Source organism: Eubacterium ventriosum (assembly GCF_025150745.1).
Taxonomy (GTDB): domain Bacteria; phylum Bacillota; class Clostridia; order Lachnospirales; family Lachnospiraceae; genus Eubacterium_G; species Eubacterium_G ventriosum.
Genome location: NZ_CP102282.1, coordinates 1,916,204 through 1,935,889 on the forward strand (window position 1 = coordinate 1,916,204; position 19,686 = coordinate 1,935,889).

22 protein-coding genes are annotated in these 19,686 nt (G+C 33.2%); 10 read left to right on the forward strand and 12 right to left on the reverse strand.

The window, feature by feature from the left end; all coding sequences use genetic code 11:
• Positions 1 to 9 precede the first annotated feature (9 nt).
• The 8 genes from NQ558_RS08615 (at position 10) to NQ558_RS08650 (ending at position 6,813) form a co-directional block, all read left to right on the forward strand.
• Positions 10 to 702, forward strand: coding sequence for a YggS family pyridoxal phosphate-dependent enzyme (locus NQ558_RS08615; protein ID WP_005362631.1), 693 nt, complete (start codon positions 10 to 12; stop codon positions 700 to 702).
• 16 nt (positions 703 to 718) lie between these two features.
• Positions 719 to 1,354 (forward strand): cell division protein SepF, encoded by a 636-nt coding sequence (locus NQ558_RS08620; RefSeq protein ID WP_005362630.1) that lies wholly within the window; start codon positions 719 to 721, stop codon positions 1,352 to 1,354.
• An 18-nt stretch (positions 1,355 to 1,372) separates the two neighbouring features.
• Positions 1,373 to 2,128, forward strand: a complete 756-nt coding sequence (locus NQ558_RS08625; RefSeq protein ID WP_005362629.1) for a YlmH family RNA-binding protein — start codon at positions 1,373 to 1,375, stop codon at positions 2,126 to 2,128.
• Between the two features lie 92 nt (positions 2,129 to 2,220).
• Positions 2,221 to 3,333, forward strand: coding sequence for a 3-dehydroquinate synthase (gene aroB, locus NQ558_RS08630; RefSeq protein ID WP_005362628.1), 1,113 nt, complete (start codon positions 2,221 to 2,223; stop codon positions 3,331 to 3,333).
• 7 nt (positions 3,334 to 3,340) lie between these two features.
• The gene (gene lspA, locus NQ558_RS08635; protein ID WP_005362627.1) at positions 3,341 to 3,880 is read left to right on the forward strand and encodes a signal peptidase II; all 540 of its coding nucleotides are present in this window, start codon (positions 3,341 to 3,343) and stop codon (positions 3,878 to 3,880) included.
• 68 nt (positions 3,881 to 3,948) lie between these two features.
• Positions 3,949 to 4,854, forward strand: a complete 906-nt coding sequence (locus tag NQ558_RS08640) for an RluA family pseudouridine synthase (protein ID WP_005362622.1) — start codon at positions 3,949 to 3,951, stop codon at positions 4,852 to 4,854.
• A 90-nt stretch (positions 4,855 to 4,944) separates the two neighbouring features.
• Positions 4,945 to 5,649 (forward strand): tRNA 2-thiocytidine(32) synthetase TtcA, encoded by a 705-nt coding sequence (locus tag NQ558_RS08645; RefSeq protein ID WP_005362621.1) that lies wholly within the window; start codon positions 4,945 to 4,947, stop codon positions 5,647 to 5,649.
• Between the two features lie 108 nt (positions 5,650 to 5,757).
• Positions 5,758 to 6,813, forward strand: coding sequence for a tyrosine-type recombinase/integrase (locus tag NQ558_RS08650; RefSeq protein ID WP_005362620.1), 1,056 nt, complete (start codon positions 5,758 to 5,760; stop codon positions 6,811 to 6,813).
• Positions 6,814 to 6,941: 128 nt separating this feature from the next.
• On the opposite strand, the gene NQ558_RS08655 is transcribed toward NQ558_RS08650, so the two are convergent.
• On the reverse strand, positions 6,942 to 7,274 hold the full coding sequence (locus tag NQ558_RS08655; RefSeq protein WP_005358435.1) for a LysM peptidoglycan-binding domain-containing protein: 333 nt from the start codon (positions 7,272 to 7,274) through the stop codon (positions 6,942 to 6,944).
• A gap of 393 nt (positions 7,275 to 7,667) precedes the next feature.
• Here NQ558_RS08655 and NQ558_RS08660 point away from each other — a divergent pair, with 393 nt between their 5' ends.
• Together NQ558_RS08660 and lexA are read left to right on the forward strand one after the other, a co-directional pair.
• Positions 7,668 to 8,975 carry an IS30 family transposase gene (locus tag NQ558_RS08660; protein ID WP_040446367.1) on the forward strand — a complete coding sequence of 436 codons (1,308 nt, stop codon included), beginning with the start codon at positions 7,668 to 7,670 and terminating at the stop codon, positions 8,973 to 8,975.
• Between the two features lie 364 nt (positions 8,976 to 9,339).
• Positions 9,340 to 9,954 carry a transcriptional repressor LexA gene (lexA, locus tag NQ558_RS08665; protein WP_005358441.1) on the forward strand — a complete coding sequence of 205 codons (615 nt, stop codon included), beginning with the start codon at positions 9,340 to 9,342 and terminating at the stop codon, positions 9,952 to 9,954.
• 158 nt (positions 9,955 to 10,112) lie between these two features.
• Here the strand turns inward: lexA and NQ558_RS08670 are convergent, their stop codons facing one another.
• The 11 genes from NQ558_RS08670 to NQ558_RS08720 all read right to left on the reverse strand — a co-directional run bounded on the left by NQ558_RS08670 (position 10,113) and on the right by NQ558_RS08720 (position 19,682).
• Complete coding sequence (locus tag NQ558_RS08670) at positions 10,113 to 11,228, reverse strand: acyltransferase family protein (protein ID WP_005358444.1); 1,116 nt, start codon at positions 11,226 to 11,228, stop codon at positions 10,113 to 10,115.
• Between the two features lie 142 nt (positions 11,229 to 11,370).
• Positions 11,371 to 12,630, reverse strand: a complete 1,260-nt coding sequence (locus NQ558_RS08675; RefSeq protein WP_040445742.1) for a GTP-binding protein — start codon at positions 12,628 to 12,630, stop codon at positions 11,371 to 11,373.
• 34 nt (positions 12,631 to 12,664) lie between these two features.
• Positions 12,665 to 13,966, reverse strand: coding sequence for an alpha-amylase family glycosyl hydrolase (locus NQ558_RS08680; RefSeq protein ID WP_005358449.1), 1,302 nt, complete (start codon positions 13,964 to 13,966; stop codon positions 12,665 to 12,667).
• 95 nt (positions 13,967 to 14,061) lie between these two features.
• Positions 14,062 to 14,409: a ribosome silencing factor gene (gene rsfS / locus NQ558_RS08685; RefSeq protein ID WP_005358452.1), complete on the reverse strand. Its 348-nt coding sequence runs from the start codon at positions 14,407 to 14,409 to the stop codon at positions 14,062 to 14,064.
• Positions 14,410 to 14,412: 3 nt separating this feature from the next.
• Positions 14,413 to 15,603, reverse strand: coding sequence for a nicotinate-nucleotide adenylyltransferase (gene nadD, locus NQ558_RS08690; protein WP_005358455.1), 1,191 nt, complete (start codon positions 15,601 to 15,603; stop codon positions 14,413 to 14,415).
• A 30-nt stretch (positions 15,604 to 15,633) separates the two neighbouring features.
• Positions 15,634 to 15,927, reverse strand: coding sequence for a ribosome assembly RNA-binding protein YhbY (gene yhbY, locus NQ558_RS08695; RefSeq protein WP_005358457.1), 294 nt, complete (start codon positions 15,925 to 15,927; stop codon positions 15,634 to 15,636).
• 26 nt (positions 15,928 to 15,953) lie between these two features.
• Complete coding sequence (gene obgE / locus NQ558_RS08700; RefSeq protein ID WP_005358460.1) at positions 15,954 to 17,237, reverse strand: GTPase ObgE; 1,284 nt, start codon at positions 17,235 to 17,237, stop codon at positions 15,954 to 15,956.
• A 111-nt stretch (positions 17,238 to 17,348) separates the two neighbouring features.
• Complete coding sequence (gene rpmA, locus NQ558_RS08705; protein WP_005358463.1) at positions 17,349 to 17,633, reverse strand: 50S ribosomal protein L27; 285 nt, start codon at positions 17,631 to 17,633, stop codon at positions 17,349 to 17,351.
• A 2-nt stretch (positions 17,634 to 17,635) separates the two neighbouring features.
• The gene (locus NQ558_RS08710) at positions 17,636 to 17,959 is read right to left on the reverse strand and encodes a ribosomal-processing cysteine protease Prp (RefSeq protein WP_005358471.1); all 324 of its coding nucleotides are present in this window, start codon (positions 17,957 to 17,959) and stop codon (positions 17,636 to 17,638) included.
• Positions 17,960 to 17,973: 14 nt separating this feature from the next.
• Positions 17,974 to 18,282 carry a 50S ribosomal protein L21 gene (gene rplU / locus NQ558_RS08715; protein ID WP_005358474.1) on the reverse strand — a complete coding sequence of 103 codons (309 nt, stop codon included), beginning with the start codon at positions 18,280 to 18,282 and terminating at the stop codon, positions 17,974 to 17,976.
• 206 nt (positions 18,283 to 18,488) lie between these two features.
• Positions 18,489 to 19,682, reverse strand: a complete 1,194-nt coding sequence (locus NQ558_RS08720; RefSeq protein WP_005358477.1) for a DUF4317 domain-containing protein — start codon at positions 19,680 to 19,682, stop codon at positions 18,489 to 18,491.
• Positions 19,683 to 19,686 lie beyond the last annotated feature (4 nt).

Consider the following 19,686-nt stretch of genomic DNA (forward strand, 5'->3'; position numbering starts at 1 on the left):
GGCATACTTATGATAGTAGAAAACATAAAACAGGTTGAAGAAAACATAAAACAGGCATGTGAAAAGGTAGGAAGAAATCCTGAAGAAGTTACACTAATTGCAGTAAGCAAAACAAAACCTTACACTGCAATTGAAGAAGCTTTACCTTCAGGCATTTTGGACTATGGTGAAAATAAAGTACAGGAACTTTGTGATAAGTTCGATATTTTACCTAAAAATATCAGATGGCATATGATTGGACATCTTCAGAGAAATAAGGTTAAATATCTTGTTGGAAAAGTTCAATTAATTCATTCGGTTGATTCTTTAAGATTGGCAGAACAGATTGAAAAAGAGTTTGCAAAAGCTGATGAAATTGCTAATGTTTTAATTGAAGTAAATATGGCACAGGAAGAAAGCAAATTCGGAATTACTTCACAGGAAACAGAAGAATTAATCCGTGAAATTGCAAAATTACCACACGTAAGAATACAGGGATTAATGACTATTGCACCATTTACTGACAATCCTGAAACAAACAGGGTATATTTTAAAAATATGAAGAAATTATCAGTTGACATAAACAATAAAAACATTGATAATGTTAGTATGAATGTTCTTTCAATGGGAATGACTGGAGACTATCAGGTAGCTGTGGAAGAGGGGGCTACAATGGTAAGAGTCGGTACAGGAATATTTGGTGAAAGAAATTATAATATATAGTATTTAGGAGAATAACATGTCAAAATTTACAGATAGAATAAAGAATGTTTTCACAGTTGATTATGATGATTACGATGAGGATTATTATGACGATTATGAAGACGACGATATGGGTTTAGAGCCTGAAAAGCCTGAGAAAAAGGAACGTGCAACAAAGAGCAGATCTGAACGTTTTTCAGCAAGAAGGGCTGCTACAAGAAGTGATGACGACATTATAGATGACTATGATGAAGTTACTGCTGAGCATGAGGAAGAACCGGCTCCACATGTAAAAACACGTGCCACAGCCAGAGCTGTCAAGAATTCAAGAAGCTCAAGAAATCACAAGGTTGTTCCAATGAAAAGCAGTAGCGAGATGGAAGTTTGTGTGATTAAACCTTCATATTATGAGAATACAAGAGACATTATTGATACTCTTTTAGAAGGAAAGTCTGTTGTATTAAATTTAGAAGGAATGAAGTTAGACCTTGCACAGCGTATTGTTGATTCAGTTTCAGGCGGATGTTATGCAATTCAGGGAAATCTTCAGAAGATAAGCGGATATATTTATCTTGTAACACCTCATTCTGTAGACATAACAGGTGATTTTCAGGATTTAGTTCATGATTCATCAGATTATTCATCTACAGCATATTCAAGAAGAAATTATTAAAGCTAGGGTGGATTTAATATGGATAAGGAAGAAAGTTTTTTAAAAAACAGATTTTCGGACTTGGCAAATTCATCTTATAACCGCAATATATATACATATACGGACTTTTTGAATTTAAATGAAATTAGTATATTAAATTCTTATAAGAATCAGTTACCTCCTGTTAATGTAGAATTAGCAGGAGGTAATGATTATGCAGAAAGAAGAATTGCAGTATTTTCACCTGAGGATATTTATTATACTCAGGATTTACCAATAAAGCTTATAGAAATTGCACCAATTAATTCCCATTATGCTGACAAACTCTCACATAGGGATGTATTAGGTGCTATTTTAAATTTAGGCATTGTTCGAAATAAAATAGGTGATATTTTCTTAAAAGATAATCAGGCATATGTTTATTGTATAGATGATATAAGTGGCTACATTGCTGAGAATTTAAAGAAAATCAAACATACAATTGTTAAGTGTACAGTTAAGTATATGGAAGCTGTTAATATTACACCTGAATTTAAAATTATTAAGGGCACTATTTCAAATATTAGGCTTGACAGCCTTATTGCAACAGCTTTTGGAACATCCAGAAGCAGCATTATATCTTTTATAGAGTCAGGAAAGGTCTTTGTTAATGGTAAGATGGTTACATCTAACGGACACCAGCCAAAACCTGATGATATTATTTCCGTTAGGGGAAAAGGCAGGTTTATTTTTGAAGGACAACTTGGAGTAACAAAGAAAGGCAGAAATTTAATTTCCATTAAGTTGTACATTTAGAAATGATATAAAGAATAAATTTTAAAAAATAATATATTAAAGTATATAAAAGGAGGTACATCCGATATTCAGATTGTCGGATTATCAAAAAAATGATTAAGGCATTAGAGAATTTATCAGACAGAATAACAGTAAATTATGAGGGAGAGCCTTGTTATGACATAGTTTTTTCAAAGGATTTTTCAGAAATAGGTAACGAATTAAAGAAATTTAATATTGAAAATAAGAAATTATGTATTGTAACAGAGTCAAATGTGGGTCCTTTATATGCAGAACAGTTAAAGAATGAACTTGAGCCTTTGTGTAAAAAGATTATCATTCACGAATTTAAAGCCGGTGAAGAAAATAAGCACGTGGGAACTGTTGAAGATATTTATGAAACGTTAATTGTAAATAAGTTTGACAGAAACGATATGCTTTTAGCTTTAGGCGGAGGTGTTACAGGAGACATAACAGGCTTTGCTGCAGCTACATATTTAAGAGGTATTGATTTTGTTCAGGTTCCAACTACTTTATTATCTCAGGTTGATTCAAGTATAGGTGGAAAAACAGGTGTTGATTTTAAGGCTTACAAGAATATGGTTGGAGCTTTCTATATGCCAAAACTTGTATATATGAATCTTTCAACTCTTAATTCATTGCCTGAAAGAGAATATCTTGAAGGTATGGGAGAAATAATAAAACACGGTTTAATAAGAGATAAGGAATATTTCTATTGGCTTAAGGAAAATAAAGACAAAATTATTTCAAGAGATTACGAAACAGTTAAGAAAATGATTTTTGTAAGTTGTAACATTAAGCGTGTAGTTGTTGAAAATGATCCTAAAGAAAAAGGTGAAAGAGCTGTTCTTAATTTCGGTCACACAATTGGCCATGCAGTTGAAAAGGCAAAGAATTTTAGCCTTTTACACGGTGAATGTGTTGCCATTGGTATGGCTGCCGCAACATATATTTCTTTAAAGAAGGGAAATATTGCAGAGAAAGAATATAATGAAATTAATAATGTTATTTCTGACTTTAAATTACCTGTATATACAACAGGAATATTAGCTTCTGACGTGGTTAAAGCTACTAAAAATGACAAAAAAATGGACTCAGGTGTAATTAAGTTTATCACCCTTGAGAAAAATGGCCATGCAATAATTGACAGAACTATTAGTGAAGAATTACTTTTGGAAGCAACAGAAACAGTAATAAGAGGTTAAATTAACTATGAAAAAAAAGACTTTATTATATTTAAAGATGATTGCTTTTGTGGTTATTTTGGTTATATTGGACCAGATAAGCAAGTTTGTGGCAACAGCTAATTTAATGGGAAAATCAAAATATATTGTTATAAAAGGTTTACTGTCCTTTAATTATCTCGAAGGTGGTAACAAAGGAGCTGCCTGGGGAATTTTTTCAGGCAAAATTCTTATGTTTGTAATTATAACAATAATTGCAATTGTAATTATAAGCATTTTTATACGAAACATTACAGGAATAATGTGCAATGAAGGCAAGAGCGCTACATTAATGGTTCTCCAGTATACATTTGGAATGTTAATGGCAGGAGCAGTAGGAAACTTAATTGATAGAGTGGTTAACGGTTCTGTAGTTGACTTTATTTGTTTTGAGTTTATTGATTTCCCAATTTTTAATGTGGCAGACTGCTATGTTACAGTTTCATGCGTTTTAATCGTAGTTATGTGCCTGTTAAAATTAAAAGAAGAAGACTTTAATAAGATTTTCACAATAAAAAAGAATTATTGAAATTAATATAAAGAAAATATTTAATATTTTGAAATTCAAACTATCAAATTAATAAGGAAAATACATTTATGAATAATTTGTTTATAGTAGACGAAGAGCTTTTTGATATAAGAATTGACAGGTATTTAAGTGAATTATTACCGGATGTATCAAGAAGTTTTATTCAGAAATTATTAAAGGATAATGAAATATTATTAAATGATAAGCCGGTAAAGGCTAATTATAAGGTTCAGCCAAGCGATAAAATTAATATTAATATACCTAAACCGGTTGAGGCTAATATTGTCGCGGAAAATATACCATTGGACATTATTTATGAAGATGATGATTTTCTAATTGTAAATAAACCTAAGGATATGGTTGTTCATCCGGCTCCAGGACATTATACAGGAACATTGGTTAACGGATTAATGTATCATTGCAAGAATCATTTATCTAATATTAACGGTGTTTTAAGACCGGGAATTGTTCATCGAATTGATAAAGATACCACAGGAGCTTTAATAATATGTAAAAATGATTACAGCCACAATTTTATTGCCGAACAGCTTAAAGTACATTCAATAACAAGAAAATACGTTGGGATTGTTCAGGGTGTTGTAAAGGATGAATCAGGTACAATTAATGCACCAATAGGCAGACATCCGGTTAACCGCAAAGAAATGGCAATTAATCATAAAAACGGTAAAGAGGCAGTTACACATTATAAGGTGCTTAAACGTTTTGATAAGTATACATTTATGGAGTTTCAATTAGAAACAGGTCGAACTCACCAGATTAGAGTTCATATGGCAAGCATACATCACCCGTTGCTTGGAGACACGGTTTATAATCACAATAAATGTCCGTTTAAACTTGAAGGACAATGCCTACATGCCAAAACAATAGGTTTTATACATCCAACAACTAAGGAATATGTAGAGTTTGAAGCACCAATTCCTGAATATATGGAACATTTATTGAAGATTCTTTAAATAGTTATTCGTTAAACTTGTCTTTTGCGAATAGTTAGATATTACAAAATCTACTATTACTTTGAAAAAATTAATAAGGAGGTGCCAATTATGAAAGCACAACGTTTATTTAGTTACGTTAGACGTGCTACAGATGACTACAATATGATAAATGACGGAGACAAAATTGCTGTTGGTATTTCCGGAGGAAAAGACAGTTTAACTCTATTATATGCATTAAACGGTTTAAAGAGATTTTATCCTAAAAAGTTTGATGTTGTAGCAATTACAGTCGACTTGGACTTTGGCATTCAGGACTTTTCAAAAATAGAAAAATATTGCAATGACATGGACATTGAATATTATGTTGTAAAAACTGAAATTGCTAATGTTGTTTTTAATGAAAGACAGGAATCTAATCCTTGCTCTCTTTGTGCGAAAATGCGAAAAGGTGCATTAAATGATTTTGCCAAAAGTATTGGCTGCAACAAGATTGCGTATGCTCACCATAAGGATGATATGATTGAAACAATGTTTCTTTCTCTTATTTATGAGGGAAGGTTCCACTGCTTCTCTCCTGTTACATACCTTGATAAAATGGAATTAACAGTTATCAGACCTTTAATGTATGTTCCGGAAGCTGACGTTATCGGTTTCACTAACAAATACGAGCTGCCTGTGGCTAAGAGCAAATGTCCTGTAGACGGTCACACTAAAAGGGAATATGTTAAAAATATTGTTAAACAACTTAATAAAGAAAATCCTGGCTGTAAAGAAAGATTCTTTAGAGCTGTTTTAAATAAGGGCTTTGATTAAAGTTAGAAACTAGCCATATTTATTATAAATAATAAATATACAAGAAAAATTATAGATGCTAAAATTGTAAAGACATTATTAAAAAAATTAAAAGGAGGGATTTAAGTTATGGCAGGAAATAGAAATTATCATGACCAGGTAATAGTTGACAATCAAATAAAGCTTAGAGAACTTCAAAAACAGCTACCAAAGTTCTGTGCAGAGTTTTTCCGTGGTGTTGAGCCTACTACTTCATCCAGAACAAGAATAGCTTATTGTTATGATCTTATAGTATTTTTTAATTATATAAAATCTTCTAATCCTGAAATGGCTAATGTTCCTGTTGTGGATTATCCTATGGAATTACTTGATAAAATTACAGCAACTGATATTGAAGAATATCTCGAATATTTAAGATACTATGTTACGGAAGATGGCAAAGAGCATACTAATGGTGAACGTGGAATTATGCGAAAGCTTGCCTGTCTAAGAACATTGTATAGATATTTCTACAAGAAAGAAAGTATTAAGACTAATCCTGCTTCTATTGTGGATATGCCTAAAATACACGAAAAAGAAATTGTAAGATTGGATGCAGATGAGGTAAGCGTTCTTCTTGATCAGGTGGAATTAGGCGATAAATTAACTAAGTCCCAGCAGAAATTCCATGACAAAACAAAAACAAGGGATATGGCGATTTTAACCCTTCTACTGGGTACTGGAATGCGTGTTTCTGAATGTGTTGGCATAGATATTAATGATATTGACTTTAAAAACAGTGGCATAAAGATTAGACGAAAAGGTGGTAATGAAACTGTAATCTATTTCGGAGAGGAAGTTGAAAATGCTTTACTTGATTACTTGGAAGAGAGAAAATTAATAGTTCCACAGGATGGACATGAAAATGCACTATTTCTATCTCTTCAGAAAAGACGTATCGGTGTACGTGCCGTGGAAAATCTTGTAAAGAAATATTCATCTCTTGTTACAAACTTAAAAAAAATCACCCCTCATAAACTTCGTAGTACATATGGTACTGCTCTTTACAAGGAAACAGGTGATATATACCTTGTAGCCGACGTTTTGGGACACAAAGATGTAAATACCACTAAAAAGCATTATGCTGCCATTGAAGACGAACGAAGACGTAAGGCACGTAATGCTGTAAAGCTAAGGAAAGATTAAGACTGCTTAACGGTGTTTTCAAAAGCTTATACAATAAAATATTATGTAAAAAAGAATGGATTCTCTAAACAAAGTCCATTCTTTTCTTTTAATAGAACACAGTGTTCGATTCTGGTATTCTTTATATATTATTTCTTCTCGTAAGAATAATATGCAATAATAAGTTTCTTCCCTGATGTTATTTCGTCGTCTGAAAGCTTGTTGTTCTTCATTACTTCATCTATATAATCTGATGTGCTTACATTAGAATCCTTAATATGCTCCTGAGCAATAGATGTTAATGTATCACCGGGCTGAACCTGGTAGCTTGTGTAATATTTATACTTAGCATATTCCTTGCCATTCATTGCGTCCACTTTAGTAAGCTTAATGGATGAGAATACTGCAACTGCTAATAAAAATGTGATAATTGCTCCGTAGACTAATTTCTTCTCTGACTTAGTATTTCCTGACTTCTTCATTGTATGTACCTCCAAATTGTTAAATTAAATATAATTGAATAATTGTTCTATAGATATTCAAGCTACTGAAAACTGTAAGGTTTATTATTATGTATTAAATAACTATAAGAACAAACGTTTGCTGTCTGATATAGTTATAATATCATCCGAACAAATGTTTGTCAATAACTTTTTTCGAACAAATATTCGAAAAATTCATTGCTTTATTTTTGCTGTTATGGTAATATTAGTATATATTAAGTACCATATTCAGTACTTAGAACTTTAATTTAAGATATTTAATTGCAATTTAAACTGCTAGTTTTTCCATGCTACTACTTTTGCAAACTAGCAGTTACCTTTGCAAAAGTGTATATTTTAAGTAGTCTTTGTTTGATCAGAAAGGAGGCTTTTATGCCAAAACAATTATCCTTATCTGAACGAATAATTATTGAACGTATGATTAGTAAAGACTACTCTTTTGCCTCTATTGGTAGAAATCTTGAACGTTCAGCTTCTACCATTTCTAGAGAAGTAATTAAATATCGATGCTTTGTTGATAGAATTCCTCTCCCTGGCGAGAATGATTGTACTCACAAAAACTCTTGCCTAAAGAATTCTATCTGCGATGATGTTGGAGTACATGGATGTTATGGATATCGTTGTAAGCGATGTCCTGAAGATCGTATATGCACAAATATTTGCGCTTCTTATGAATCTTCTCAATGTCCTCTTTTAGATAAACCTCCTTATGTCTGCACTAATTGTTCTATGCTTAAACAATGTAAACGTAACAAGGCTTACTATACAGCTCACAGAGCTGATGCTGCTCATCACAAAAGCATTCGCAATGCTCATTCCGGTGTCAGAAAAACTCCATCTGAATTAAGAGCAATTGCTGATATAATTGAACCTCTTATTGCTAAAGGTCAATCTCTAAATCACATTTGTGCTACGCACTTAGATGAATTGGGTATATCAGAGAGAACTCTCTATAATTACATTGACCAGGGTGTTTTTAAGGTTCGTAATATTGACCTTCCTAAAAAGGTTGTTTACAGGCAACGTAGGCCTAAAAAGGTTCTTACCAAGCTTGAATACCAATATAGACAAGGTCGCACCTATGAAGATTTCAAATCCTTCATGGAAGCAAACCCAGATCTACCTGTTGTAGAAATGGATACTGTAAAGGGTGGTCGTAATAAGGGAAAAGTATTTCTTACTATGATTTTTAGAAGGACAAGTTTTATGCTTATCTTTCTAATGAACGATGGAACTCAGGATAGTGTAATTCAGATTTTTGATTCCTTAACTGAGATTCTTGGAGTCTCTCTATTCAAGAGATTATTTCCTGTTATCTTGACCGATAACGGCGTTGAATTCAAAAATCCTCAAGCACTTGAACACACAAGAACAGGGCTTTCCAGAACTCGTGTATTCTTTTGTGATCCTCAAGCTTCGTGGCAAAAACCACAGGTCGAAAACAACCATCGTTTAATACGAAGAATACTTCCTAAAGGTGTTAGTTTTTCACCCCTCACTGTTGCTGACGTAACGTTAATCTGTTGTCATATAAACAGTGTTCTTCGTGAAAATTTAGATAACAAAACACCTTTTGATTTAATGGACTCCAAAGACGGAAAAAAGTTATTGTCTTTGCTACAACTTTCACCTATTCCACCCGATGAAGTTACTTTGAGTCCAAAGCTACTTAAGCGTTAATTAACATTTTAATTGATCAAACAAAGACTCCCATATCTTTTAAAGAAGCGGGGTTGCAGTTATTTTTTCAAAACTAATGTTATGCCGCTTATTAACTATGCACGAAAATATAGCAAAACAATAACTTTTTTATTATTATACACCATTTAAAGCTCAATTTTCACCCCATTTAAGGTTTAAAAAATTTGGTGTCAATATGTTCGTGCAGTTGCTTTTTCATTTAAAGTTTAATTTAAGATTTTTTTTGGAAATTCATATTATATTATTCAGACAGAAAGAATTATTGTGAGTTTTTATTAAAGTCTTAGGAATTTATTTTGAAATTTTTTGAGGTTTAAATATATAGATATTGGAGGACGATTATATGCCAGGAAAGATTACACCTAAACAACAGCAGATTTTGGATTATATTAAGGAAGAAATTTTATCAAAGGGTTACCCACCAACTGTTCGAGAGATATGTGAGAAGGTAGGTTTAAAGTCTACTTCTTCTGTTCACTCTCATCTTTCAACTTTGGAGAATAACGGATACATAAGAAGAGATCCTACTAAGCCTAGGGCTATTGAAATCATGGATGATGAATTTGGTCTTGTAAGACGTGAAATGACTAATATTCCTATTATTGGAAGAGTTGCTGCAGGTGCACCTTTACTTGCAGTTGAGAATATTGAAGACTATTTTGCACTACCTACAGAATTTTTGCCTAATGGAGAAGTTTTCATTCTTAAGGTGCAGGGAGAAAGCATGATTAATGTTGGCTTCTATGAGGGCGACTATTTAATAATTGAGAAGGCTGCTCAGGCTGACAATGGAGAGATTGTTGTGGCGTTAATAGATGATTCTGTTACGGTTAAGAGATTTTTCAAAGAAGACGGACACATTAGACTACAGCCGGAGAACGACTTAATGGAACCTATTATAGTAGATGACTGTGCAATAGTTGGTATTGTCAGAAGTCTTTACAGAAGAATTGTATAGAAGAATATATGATGTCGAACACAGTGTTCGATTGTACTATTAATAAAAAAACAACCTATATTTGGCTACGAACTGAATTAATCAGAACAGTCGAAATATAGGTTGTTTTTTTGTTGAAATAAATTATTAGTACTACTGCTATTTAATCCAAATAGAGATTAATTATCAATCATCTTATTTTTACCAATATTAGAAATTAAACGGTCTACCAAATCCAATATCCAAACAATTGCTTTATTAATCAGGTATAGTGCAAGTCCGCATATTGAAACAATAACAAGCAGTTTCACGTTAGCCAAAAGCTTGTCGCCGCCTTTTAACAGGTCAGGTAGGATTTTTGTAGCAATCCATTCCTGAACACAATAAAATTCCAAACTCATCATTCCCCAGAACCCTATTAGTTTATTAAGTCCTTTTCCAATAATGGCAAGTCCCCTAATGCTATGTAATTTATCCAATACCTTTGCCATTAATAAAGGTAATGATATTGAAATTAGATAATTAGGAATGCAACAGTTAGATACTGGCAAAATAAGCCCTAATCCCTTAAAGTTACTCTGATATGCTAAATACATACCCAATATGAATGTTAAAAGGATAAAAAGCCAATTTCTATGCGTTATTTTTATAGCTTTCTCTTTACACAAATATCCAATAAGGAATCCTGTTACAAATATTGGAATACGGTTGGTGAAGCCGTATAAATCTTCTCTCATAACATTTCTTGCCATAAGTGAAAACAGTAACCAAAGTTCTATGAATCCAGCAAAGAATAAATATTTATTTTCTGCTTTTTTGAAAAAATTATAAAAAACAGGTGTAAATAAATATAATGTTATAACTGCAGGAACAAACCATAAGAACAAATAAATATTTGTTTTATAAAAGCTTATTCCTGTTATGATATTAAAATAAAACTCATTGGTCCAATGGTCAATCTGGGATACAATACTTGCCATAATTATAAATGGAAAGATAACTCTTTTTAGTCTGTTATAATAAAATCTTGAAACCGGATTTTTTTCAAGGGAATAATATAATCCCATTCCTGATAGTAATAAAAAGATGTCTACACCACAGAAACCGATTCTTTTTATAAAGTTTTCAGTTACAAAGAAAAAGCTTGTCTCATTAGTTACAATTTGCCATTCGTGAGTCATTAAAATCCATAATGCAGCAAACCCCATTAAAAATTTTCTGTACTTAAACAATAAGCTTAAGTCATTTTGTGCTTTTGTATTAGTTTTCTTATTTTCTTTTATATTTTCCTTCATAGTTTTAGTTTTCGCCTCCTACTTTAACTTTATGACCTATCCTAAAGCGTGTACATTGCATAAAACAGGGACAGTATCCGAATTTTTGAACACTGTCCCAAAATCAAGCTTTAAAAATGTATATATTATTAGAATATATTTATTAGTAAGCTAAGCAATCATCTAATGATTTAATAATAGCTTCCTTGTCCATATCATGGCCAATAAATACTACTTTAATCATTCTGTCGCCTACTTTTTCATCCCAATCCTCAACTAATGTAGGATCTTCTTTCATCATCTTTGCACGAACTCTTCTAGGAGCTGTAGCAACCCACTGTCCTGCATTTGCAATGTTTATCTGCTTTCCTGCCTGTTCAAACATGTAAGCATCATTGTTGTTTTCAGCAGCCCAGATAATACCCTTACTTCTGATAATGCCCTTTGGCATTTCATCAAGCCAATCTTCGAATTTCTCTTTGGCAAAAGGTCTTCTTCTATAGTATACAAATGAGCCGATACCATATTCTTCTGTTTCACCTTCTCCGTGATGGTGATGGTGATGGTGGTGATGATGTCCGTGTCCGTGATGTTCATGTTCATCGTGATCGTCGTGGTCGTGATGTTCATGATCGTGGTCATGGTCTTCATTATGTTCATGATGGTGTTCGTCGTGATCATCATCTTCGTCTAAGTCTGCTTCTTCTAATTCGTGAATCCAACCTGCTGACATACTTGATTTTTCAAAATCAAATCTGTTAGTGTTTAAGATTTCATCTACATCAATCTGGCCGTAGTTTGTTTCAAACATAACAGCTTCAGGCTGAAGTTTTCTGATAATAGCCTTAACTTTTCCAAGCTGTTCAGGTGTAACTGTATCAACTTTGTTAAGAATAATTGTATTACAAAATTCAATCTGCTGAATAATAAGGTTTTCAATATCTTCATCATCAATATTGTCTTTTACAAGGTTTTCGCCACAACCAAATTCATCAGCCATTCTTGCAACGTCAACAACTGAAACAATGTTGTCAAGTCTTGCAATCTGAGCTTTCTTGTCATATGAACCGTCTAACATTGTAATTGACTGTGCAATTGGAATAGGTTCGCAGATACCACTTGCTTCAATAAGGATGTAGTCAAACTTTCCTGTACCAATAAGGTCAATAATCTGATTGATTAAATCAACCTTTAAAGTACAGCAGATACATCCGTTCTGAAGAGGTACAAGATTGTCATCTTTCTGAGTAACCTGTCCACCTTTTTCAATAAGTGAAGCATCAATGTTTACTTCACCGATATCGTTAACGATAACTGCAACTTTATATCCTTTTTGGTTTGATAAAACCTGATTAAGTAATGTTGTTTTTCCGGCACCTAAATAACCTGTAAGTAATGTAACCGGCACTAATTTCTTTTCCATATCTATACTTCCTTTCATATATTGTAATCTATTTTTATGCTAAAAAATAAGCACTGTATGGAGCCATTTTCAAACCGCCATCAAGGTTTATTATAGCACCTGAAAGCAAATCTGTAACCTGATTTTTTTCTGCTCCAAAATAAGCTGTATATTCCTGGTCATCAGCGTTGATTGCCACATATATTGTTTCATCACCGGTACTTCTTCTAAACACACACTGTTTGTTAGTTAAAACAGTTGATGAAAAATCTCCGTAATTTAATGCTTTAGAGTTCTTCTTTATATCTGCAAGCTTAGAGATAAATTCGCTTAATTCATTAAATTCCGGTTCTTTAAAAGAAGGTCTAAGAGCCGGATCCCCCTGACTCTTATCAGCTTTTGCCCCCCATTCACTTCCGTAATATACACAAGGTATGCCCGGCATTCCAAATAATAATGCGTAGATTAAAGGTAAGTGATTTTCGTTAGTCAGAATACTTGCAACTCTTGTAACATCGTGATTATCAACAAAACACAATAAATGTTTGCCTTTGTATAAAGTCCAGTTTTCAGGACCAAACTGACGAAGTAATGAATGATTAATTTCAAACATATTCATTGAATTAAAACTTGAATAAAGTCCCTTGTAACATTCATAGTTGGTTGCTGAATGTAACATTTCGTCATTCATTCTCTGATTGTAATCGCCGTGAAGCATTTCTCCCACAAGAAAAAAATCTTTTTTAAGTGAGTCTGTGTGACGTCTTAAACGTTTTAAAAATTCAAAATCAAGGCAATAAGCTACATCAAGTCTTATTCCGTCAATGTCAAATTCATTAATCCAGAAACTTACTGCATCCAAAAGGTAATCTACAACTTCCGGGTTATAAAGGTTAAGTTTTACAAGGTCGTAATTGCCTTCCCAACCTTCATACCAAAGTCCGTCATTGTAGTTAGAATTGCCATTTAAGTCAATATTAAACCAATGAAGATATTTAGAGTTCTCTCTATTGGCACATACATCCTGAAATTGAGGAAAACCACGTCCCACGTGATTAAAAACACCGTCTACAACAACTTTTATGCCGTTGTTGTGTAAATCCTTACAAAGATTCTTAAAATCCTCATTATCGCCTAATCTTACATCAATCTTTTTGTAATCTCTTGTGTTATATCCGTGAGTGTCAGATTCGAACAATGGTGAGAAATAAATTGCGTTTGCTCCTAATTTCTTAATGTGTGGAATCCAGTCAGCTATTTTAGTGATTCTATGTTCCAAAACACCGTCATTTTCAAATGGTGCACCACAGAATCCTAATGGATATATCTGATAAAAAACACTTTCATATGCCCACATATTCCAGCCTCCTTTTGTTTTATAATGCGCAAAAAGGAAATCCTACAAAAAGACAAATGCCTAATTTAAGATTTCCATTTTGTTAAAATTTATCTTTATAGTTCTTCTACATTTACGATTTTTCCGTCACGCCAGATTCTTTCCAAATCATAGAAAAGTCTGTCATCTTCATTAAATACGTGAACAATAACATCTTCATAATCAATAAGAATCCAGTTGGCGTTAGTATAGCCCTCTACGTGTTTTGGAGAAAGACCGGTCTTTGCAAATTCATCTTCAACATTGCCTGCCAATGCCTTAACCTGATTCTCGTTAGTTCCGCCAGCGATTATGAAATAATCTGCTATTATAGAAATTTCAGAAATATCTATAATAGTAATGTTTACACCCTTTTTGTCATCAAGAGCATTGTATGCAATCTTTGCAAGTTCTTTTGAAGTCATATTTTATCTCTCCTCAATTAATTTTTTATAGAAATTATAAGCTGTAATAGTATTGTCGTCTATACAATCCAAAGATTTGGCTTTCAAATATTCAACTGTATCTTCAAGAATCCTAAATGTAAGCATATCAAGGTCTGATAATGCTATGCTTCTTAATTCTTCAAGATGTGGCTGCTTAGTTCTGCCCGGCTCAATATAATCTGCACAAAATACTATTTTTTCAAGGTCTGTCATATTATCTTTTCCTGTTGTATGCCATGTTATGGCTGATAATATTTCTTCATCAGTTATGCCATATTTATTCTTTGCCATAAAAGCACCTACTTTTCCGTGCAAAAGAGAAGGATTTCTCTCTTCGAATACATTAATTGGAAGATTATTGTCCTTGCATATCTGCAAAAGTTTTTGGTCGCTGAAATTCTTTGCGCAATCGTGTAAAATACCTGCAAAATAAGCTTTGTTAGGATTAACATTAAATGCCTCAGCCATATTTTTTGCTGTTTTTGCCACATTTAATGTATGAGTATATCTTGAAGGCTTTAGTTCCTTCTCCAAATCCCGTGTTATTTTGTTAATGGACCAGGCTCTGTTAACGTTAGTATCAGTATACAAATCATTATCGATAATATATTTATATACTGATTCCGGAACAGCTTTTTTAATCTCTTCGTGACTATGGGTTCTGATAAAGCCTGAAGAAATATCCATGGCTTTCATATCGATTATGCCAATTGTTGTGTTATAGGTTTTTTCTATTTCTTTGATTTTTGAATCCATTAAATCAAAGCTTTCGTCATCTCTTCTAACTGTAAGAAGTTTGGCATATTTTAAAATAATGTCAGGTCTGTACCAGCTCAAAAAAGACATAATTGAATCGCTGCCAAGAATAAAATAATATTCAATGTCAGGATTTAATTCGTTAAGCAAATATAATGTATCTGCTGTATAAGTTACATCGTGCATATTAATTTCAAAGTCTGAAAATTCAATATTTTCATATGGCAAAATTGCAAGCTTAATCATATTAATTCTATGAAAATTAGATGTAATGGTATTCTTGTCTTTGTGAGGTGGGTTTGGTGTTGGCATTATCATAACCTTGTCAAGGTTAAACTGGTTAAGTGCAGTCTTTGCTATTTCAATATGAGCATTGTGTATTGGATCAAAAGTGCCACCTAAAATTCCTACTTTCATAACTGTCTCCTATTTATGTCTATGGATTATTTATGGAAGAATTATTTTTCTATTCTTTTCTTCTTTTGCAGGTCTGTATAATACAATTTTTCTTCCAATAACATGAACAACAGATGAATGTGTTCTATCAGCTAAAACTTCTGCAATTGATCTTGGATCATCAAAACAGTTTTTTAAAACACTTAATTTGATAAGTTCTCTTTTTTCTAAAGCTTCATCTATGGCTGCTGTAAGTTCAGGTGTAACAGATGACTTACCCACCTGAAAAATAGGAGCTTCCATAGCTGAAATCTTTCTTAAATAAGCTCTTTGTTTACTATTCATTTATTTTCTCCAATTATTAAACTATATTATTTATAGTAATCAAACTGGTGACCGTAAATTTTTACTGTATCACCATCTTCAATTCCAAGTTCCTCTAATTCTTCAAGGATACCGTTGTTCTTCATAAAGTTCTGGAAGAACATAAAGCCCTTTTCTGAATCAATATTAGTATAACCAAGCATTCTCTCAATTCTTGGTCCTTCAACAGAATATAATCCGTCTTCAACTTTTTCAACAGTATATGGAAGTGATTCATTATCCTGGAATTCAAATGGGTCATATTCCTGTTCGTAAACAACAGGTTCGTCACCGAATTCATCTAAAAGACTTCTTACATAGAAAAGAAGTTCTTTTAATCCTTTACCACTAACTGCTGAAATTGGAAATACCTTAATGTCAGGCTCAAACTCTTTTTTTATGCCATCGATAACTTCGTTAGTATCACCGTAAATTGCGTCAATTTTATTAGCTGCAATAACCTGTGGTCTCTTTAAAAGATCAGGGTTATAAGCCTCTAATTCTTTGTTGATTGCCTTAATGTCAGCTATAGGATCACGTCCTTCTACTGAAGCGGCATCAATCATGTGGATTATAACTTTTGTTCTTTCAATGTGCTTTAAGAACTTGTGACCAAGTCCAACACCTTCAGAAGCTCCTTCAATAAGTCCCGGAATATCTGCAATAACAAACCCTTTACCGCCGTCTAAGTCTACAACACCAAGATTAGGATTTAAAGTTGTAAAGTGATAGTTGGCAATCTTAGGATCTGCATTAGTCACACGAGATAAAAGTGTTGACTTACCAACGTTAGGAAATCCTACAAGGCCAACGTCTGCAATACTCTTTAATTCTAATGTTACATTAAGTTCCATTGCTTTCTGTCCCGGCTGGGCATATTTTGGAACCTGCATTGTTGCTGTTGCATAATGTTGGTTACCCTTTCCGCCACGACCGCCTTTTAGGACTACAGCTCTCTGATTATCACCACTCATGTCAGCAACAATCTTTCCTGTTTCAGCTTCTCTGATAATTGTTCCTTCAGGAACTTTTATAATAAGGTCTTCACCGTTTTTTCCTGTTTTATTCTGCTTACCGCCCTCCTGACCCGGTTCTGCTTTGTAATTGTGGTTATGTCTAAATTCATAAAGTGTATTTAAACCTTTATCTACCTGAAAAATAATGTCGCCACCTTTTCCACCGTCACCACCGTTTGGACCGCCATTTGGAACGTATAATTCACGACGGAATGAAACGTGTCCGTCGCCACCTTTTCCTGATTTTATATAAATTTTTGCGAAATCTGCAAACATGTAATACCTCCAATCTTAGGGGTTAAAAACTGTAATGGGAGTTATCCCTGTTATATAAAAGAATAGGCTCCAAATCAGAAATGACTTGAAGCCTGTTGTTACTTGTTTAAATTATTCAGCTACTGGATATACAGAAACCTGTTTCTTGTCTCTGCCCTTTCTTTCGAATCTAACGATACCATCTGATGTAGCAAATAATGTATCATCACCACCACGGCCTACATTGATACCAGGGTGAATCTTTGTACCACGCTGTCTGTAAAGAATGTTTCCAGCCTTAACAAACTGTCCGTCTGCTCTTTTAGCACCAAGTCTCTTTGATTCTGAGTCTCTACCGTTCTTTGTAGAACCCATACCTTTTTTATGAGCGAAGAACTGAAGGTTCATCTTCATCATAGCTATACCTCCTTATAATCTAATGATATAAAATCTCTGTTTTCTTCATATAAATCATTTAACCCTAAGGCCAAAGACTTAAATAATAGTTGGGATTGTTCTGACGATTTAGACTTGAACTTAAATTCAATTAATGCCTTATCAGGATTCTCATTTAAAATGAACTTGTCATTTGTAAAAGAATCAACGGAATTAATAAAATTAATTGTCAAAACCGAAATCCCCGCACAAACAATGTCACTGCCCTCTTCAGCGTATCCGGAATGTCCTAAAACTCTGAAACCAACAAATGAATTATTTGTTTTATAAAAAGTTATATTAGTCATACAACCACCTTCAATTAAGCGTTGATCTTGTCAATCTTAACTTCTGTGTACTGCTGTCTGTGACCATTCTTTTTATGATAACCTGTTTTTCTCTTATACTTGTAAACGATAACTTTCTTAGCCTTGCCATCACCTACTACTGTAGCTTCAACGCTTGCTCCGTCAACTGTTGGTTCACCAACCTTAACGTCATCACCGCCAACTAAAAGAACCTGGTCAAAAGTAAACTTGCTTCCAGCTTCAACACCAAGCTTTTCAACTCTGATTGTCTGGCCTTCTTCAACTTTATACTGTTTACCACCTGTTGCTATAATTGCGTACATTATGGGCACCTCCTATTACTCATTACTCGCCAGTTTCGGTGACTGCTATTGCAGTACTTATAACCACACTGAGCGGCATACTATAGTATAGTATCACAGGTATTTGCTCTTGTCAAACAAATTTTTTCATATTATAGAAATAATCTATAGAATTCTTTTTATTATTCATATTGTGAGAGGTTTAGCAATTATATAATCAGGTAATCTTATTTTATCATTACATTATCATTATCAGTTAATGGAATTACAACGCAAGGCTGTCCGTCTATTGTTTCCTGGCGGATTAATTCTTTCTTGCCTGAGTTGACTTTTATGATAATGTCACTTTCTCCCAGCTCTTCACCACTTTGTTCTTCTGTTATAGTGGCAATCTTTCTGTTTAATTCTTTAATTTCTTCTTTAAGGAGATACTTTTCGTTATTATCTTTCACAATTTTTGCGGCTTTATTAGGAACGATATCTCCAATCAAAGGAATCTCCTCATTGTTAATAGATGTCATATATTTGTCGCCAATAGATTCGGCTTTGTTTTCCTGAATGCCGGCATATTCCAAGGCACTTTTTATGTGTGTTTTAGAAATAGTTGATTCAGGCTCATCTTCTGAAATTTGGGCAAGCTCAATATTCACTGATTCCATTACTTCTTTAATATTGTCTTCTCCTGTTACTTCCAAAACCATATCATTTAAAACATTCTGCTGCTGGGCATATGTTAACTTCTGCCTGCACCCAAGAATGTCTTCAATCATTTCGGTATGAACATTCTTTGAATCGGCTGTATATAAAAGTACAGAATGGATATCACTGCTTCTATCAATAAATGCAGGGAAAACAAAACCTGTTTCAGGCATTCCAACAAACCACTCCCGGTTTAATGTGCTGATTCTGTTTTTGTCTTTGTTGTAGCCAAGTCCCGGTTTTGACAGAACCATTGGACAAATGGCACATATTATGTATTCATAAACTTCTTCTGATTCATCTAATTTATTATTGTCAGATGTTTTTGTCATAACGTCGTAAACATCATGAAAAAGTAAAATTAAATAATTTCCAAGTGAATCATATTTTTCAATAATCATATCATAGAAAGTATCAACTAAGCCCTGATCTTTTAAGGCACTTTTCTTAAGTCCCATTAAGAATTGCTGATGACCTCCCGGCTGTTCTTCTTCGATAGGAAAATTAAGCTCCAAAATATTATTTCCAACATTAGTGGAAAGAACTTTTTTGCCTATTTCCAAGTATTTGTAATATTCTTCATCTTCAAGATTCATAAATATTTCATCAAGATTTGTAACTTTATTCTTATTGTCATCTACGTAACAACCACATATTTTTGTGAACGTACAACTGTCTTTTTTCAATCTTCTTCTTAATTCACCAATTGATTTCTTATCCATATAT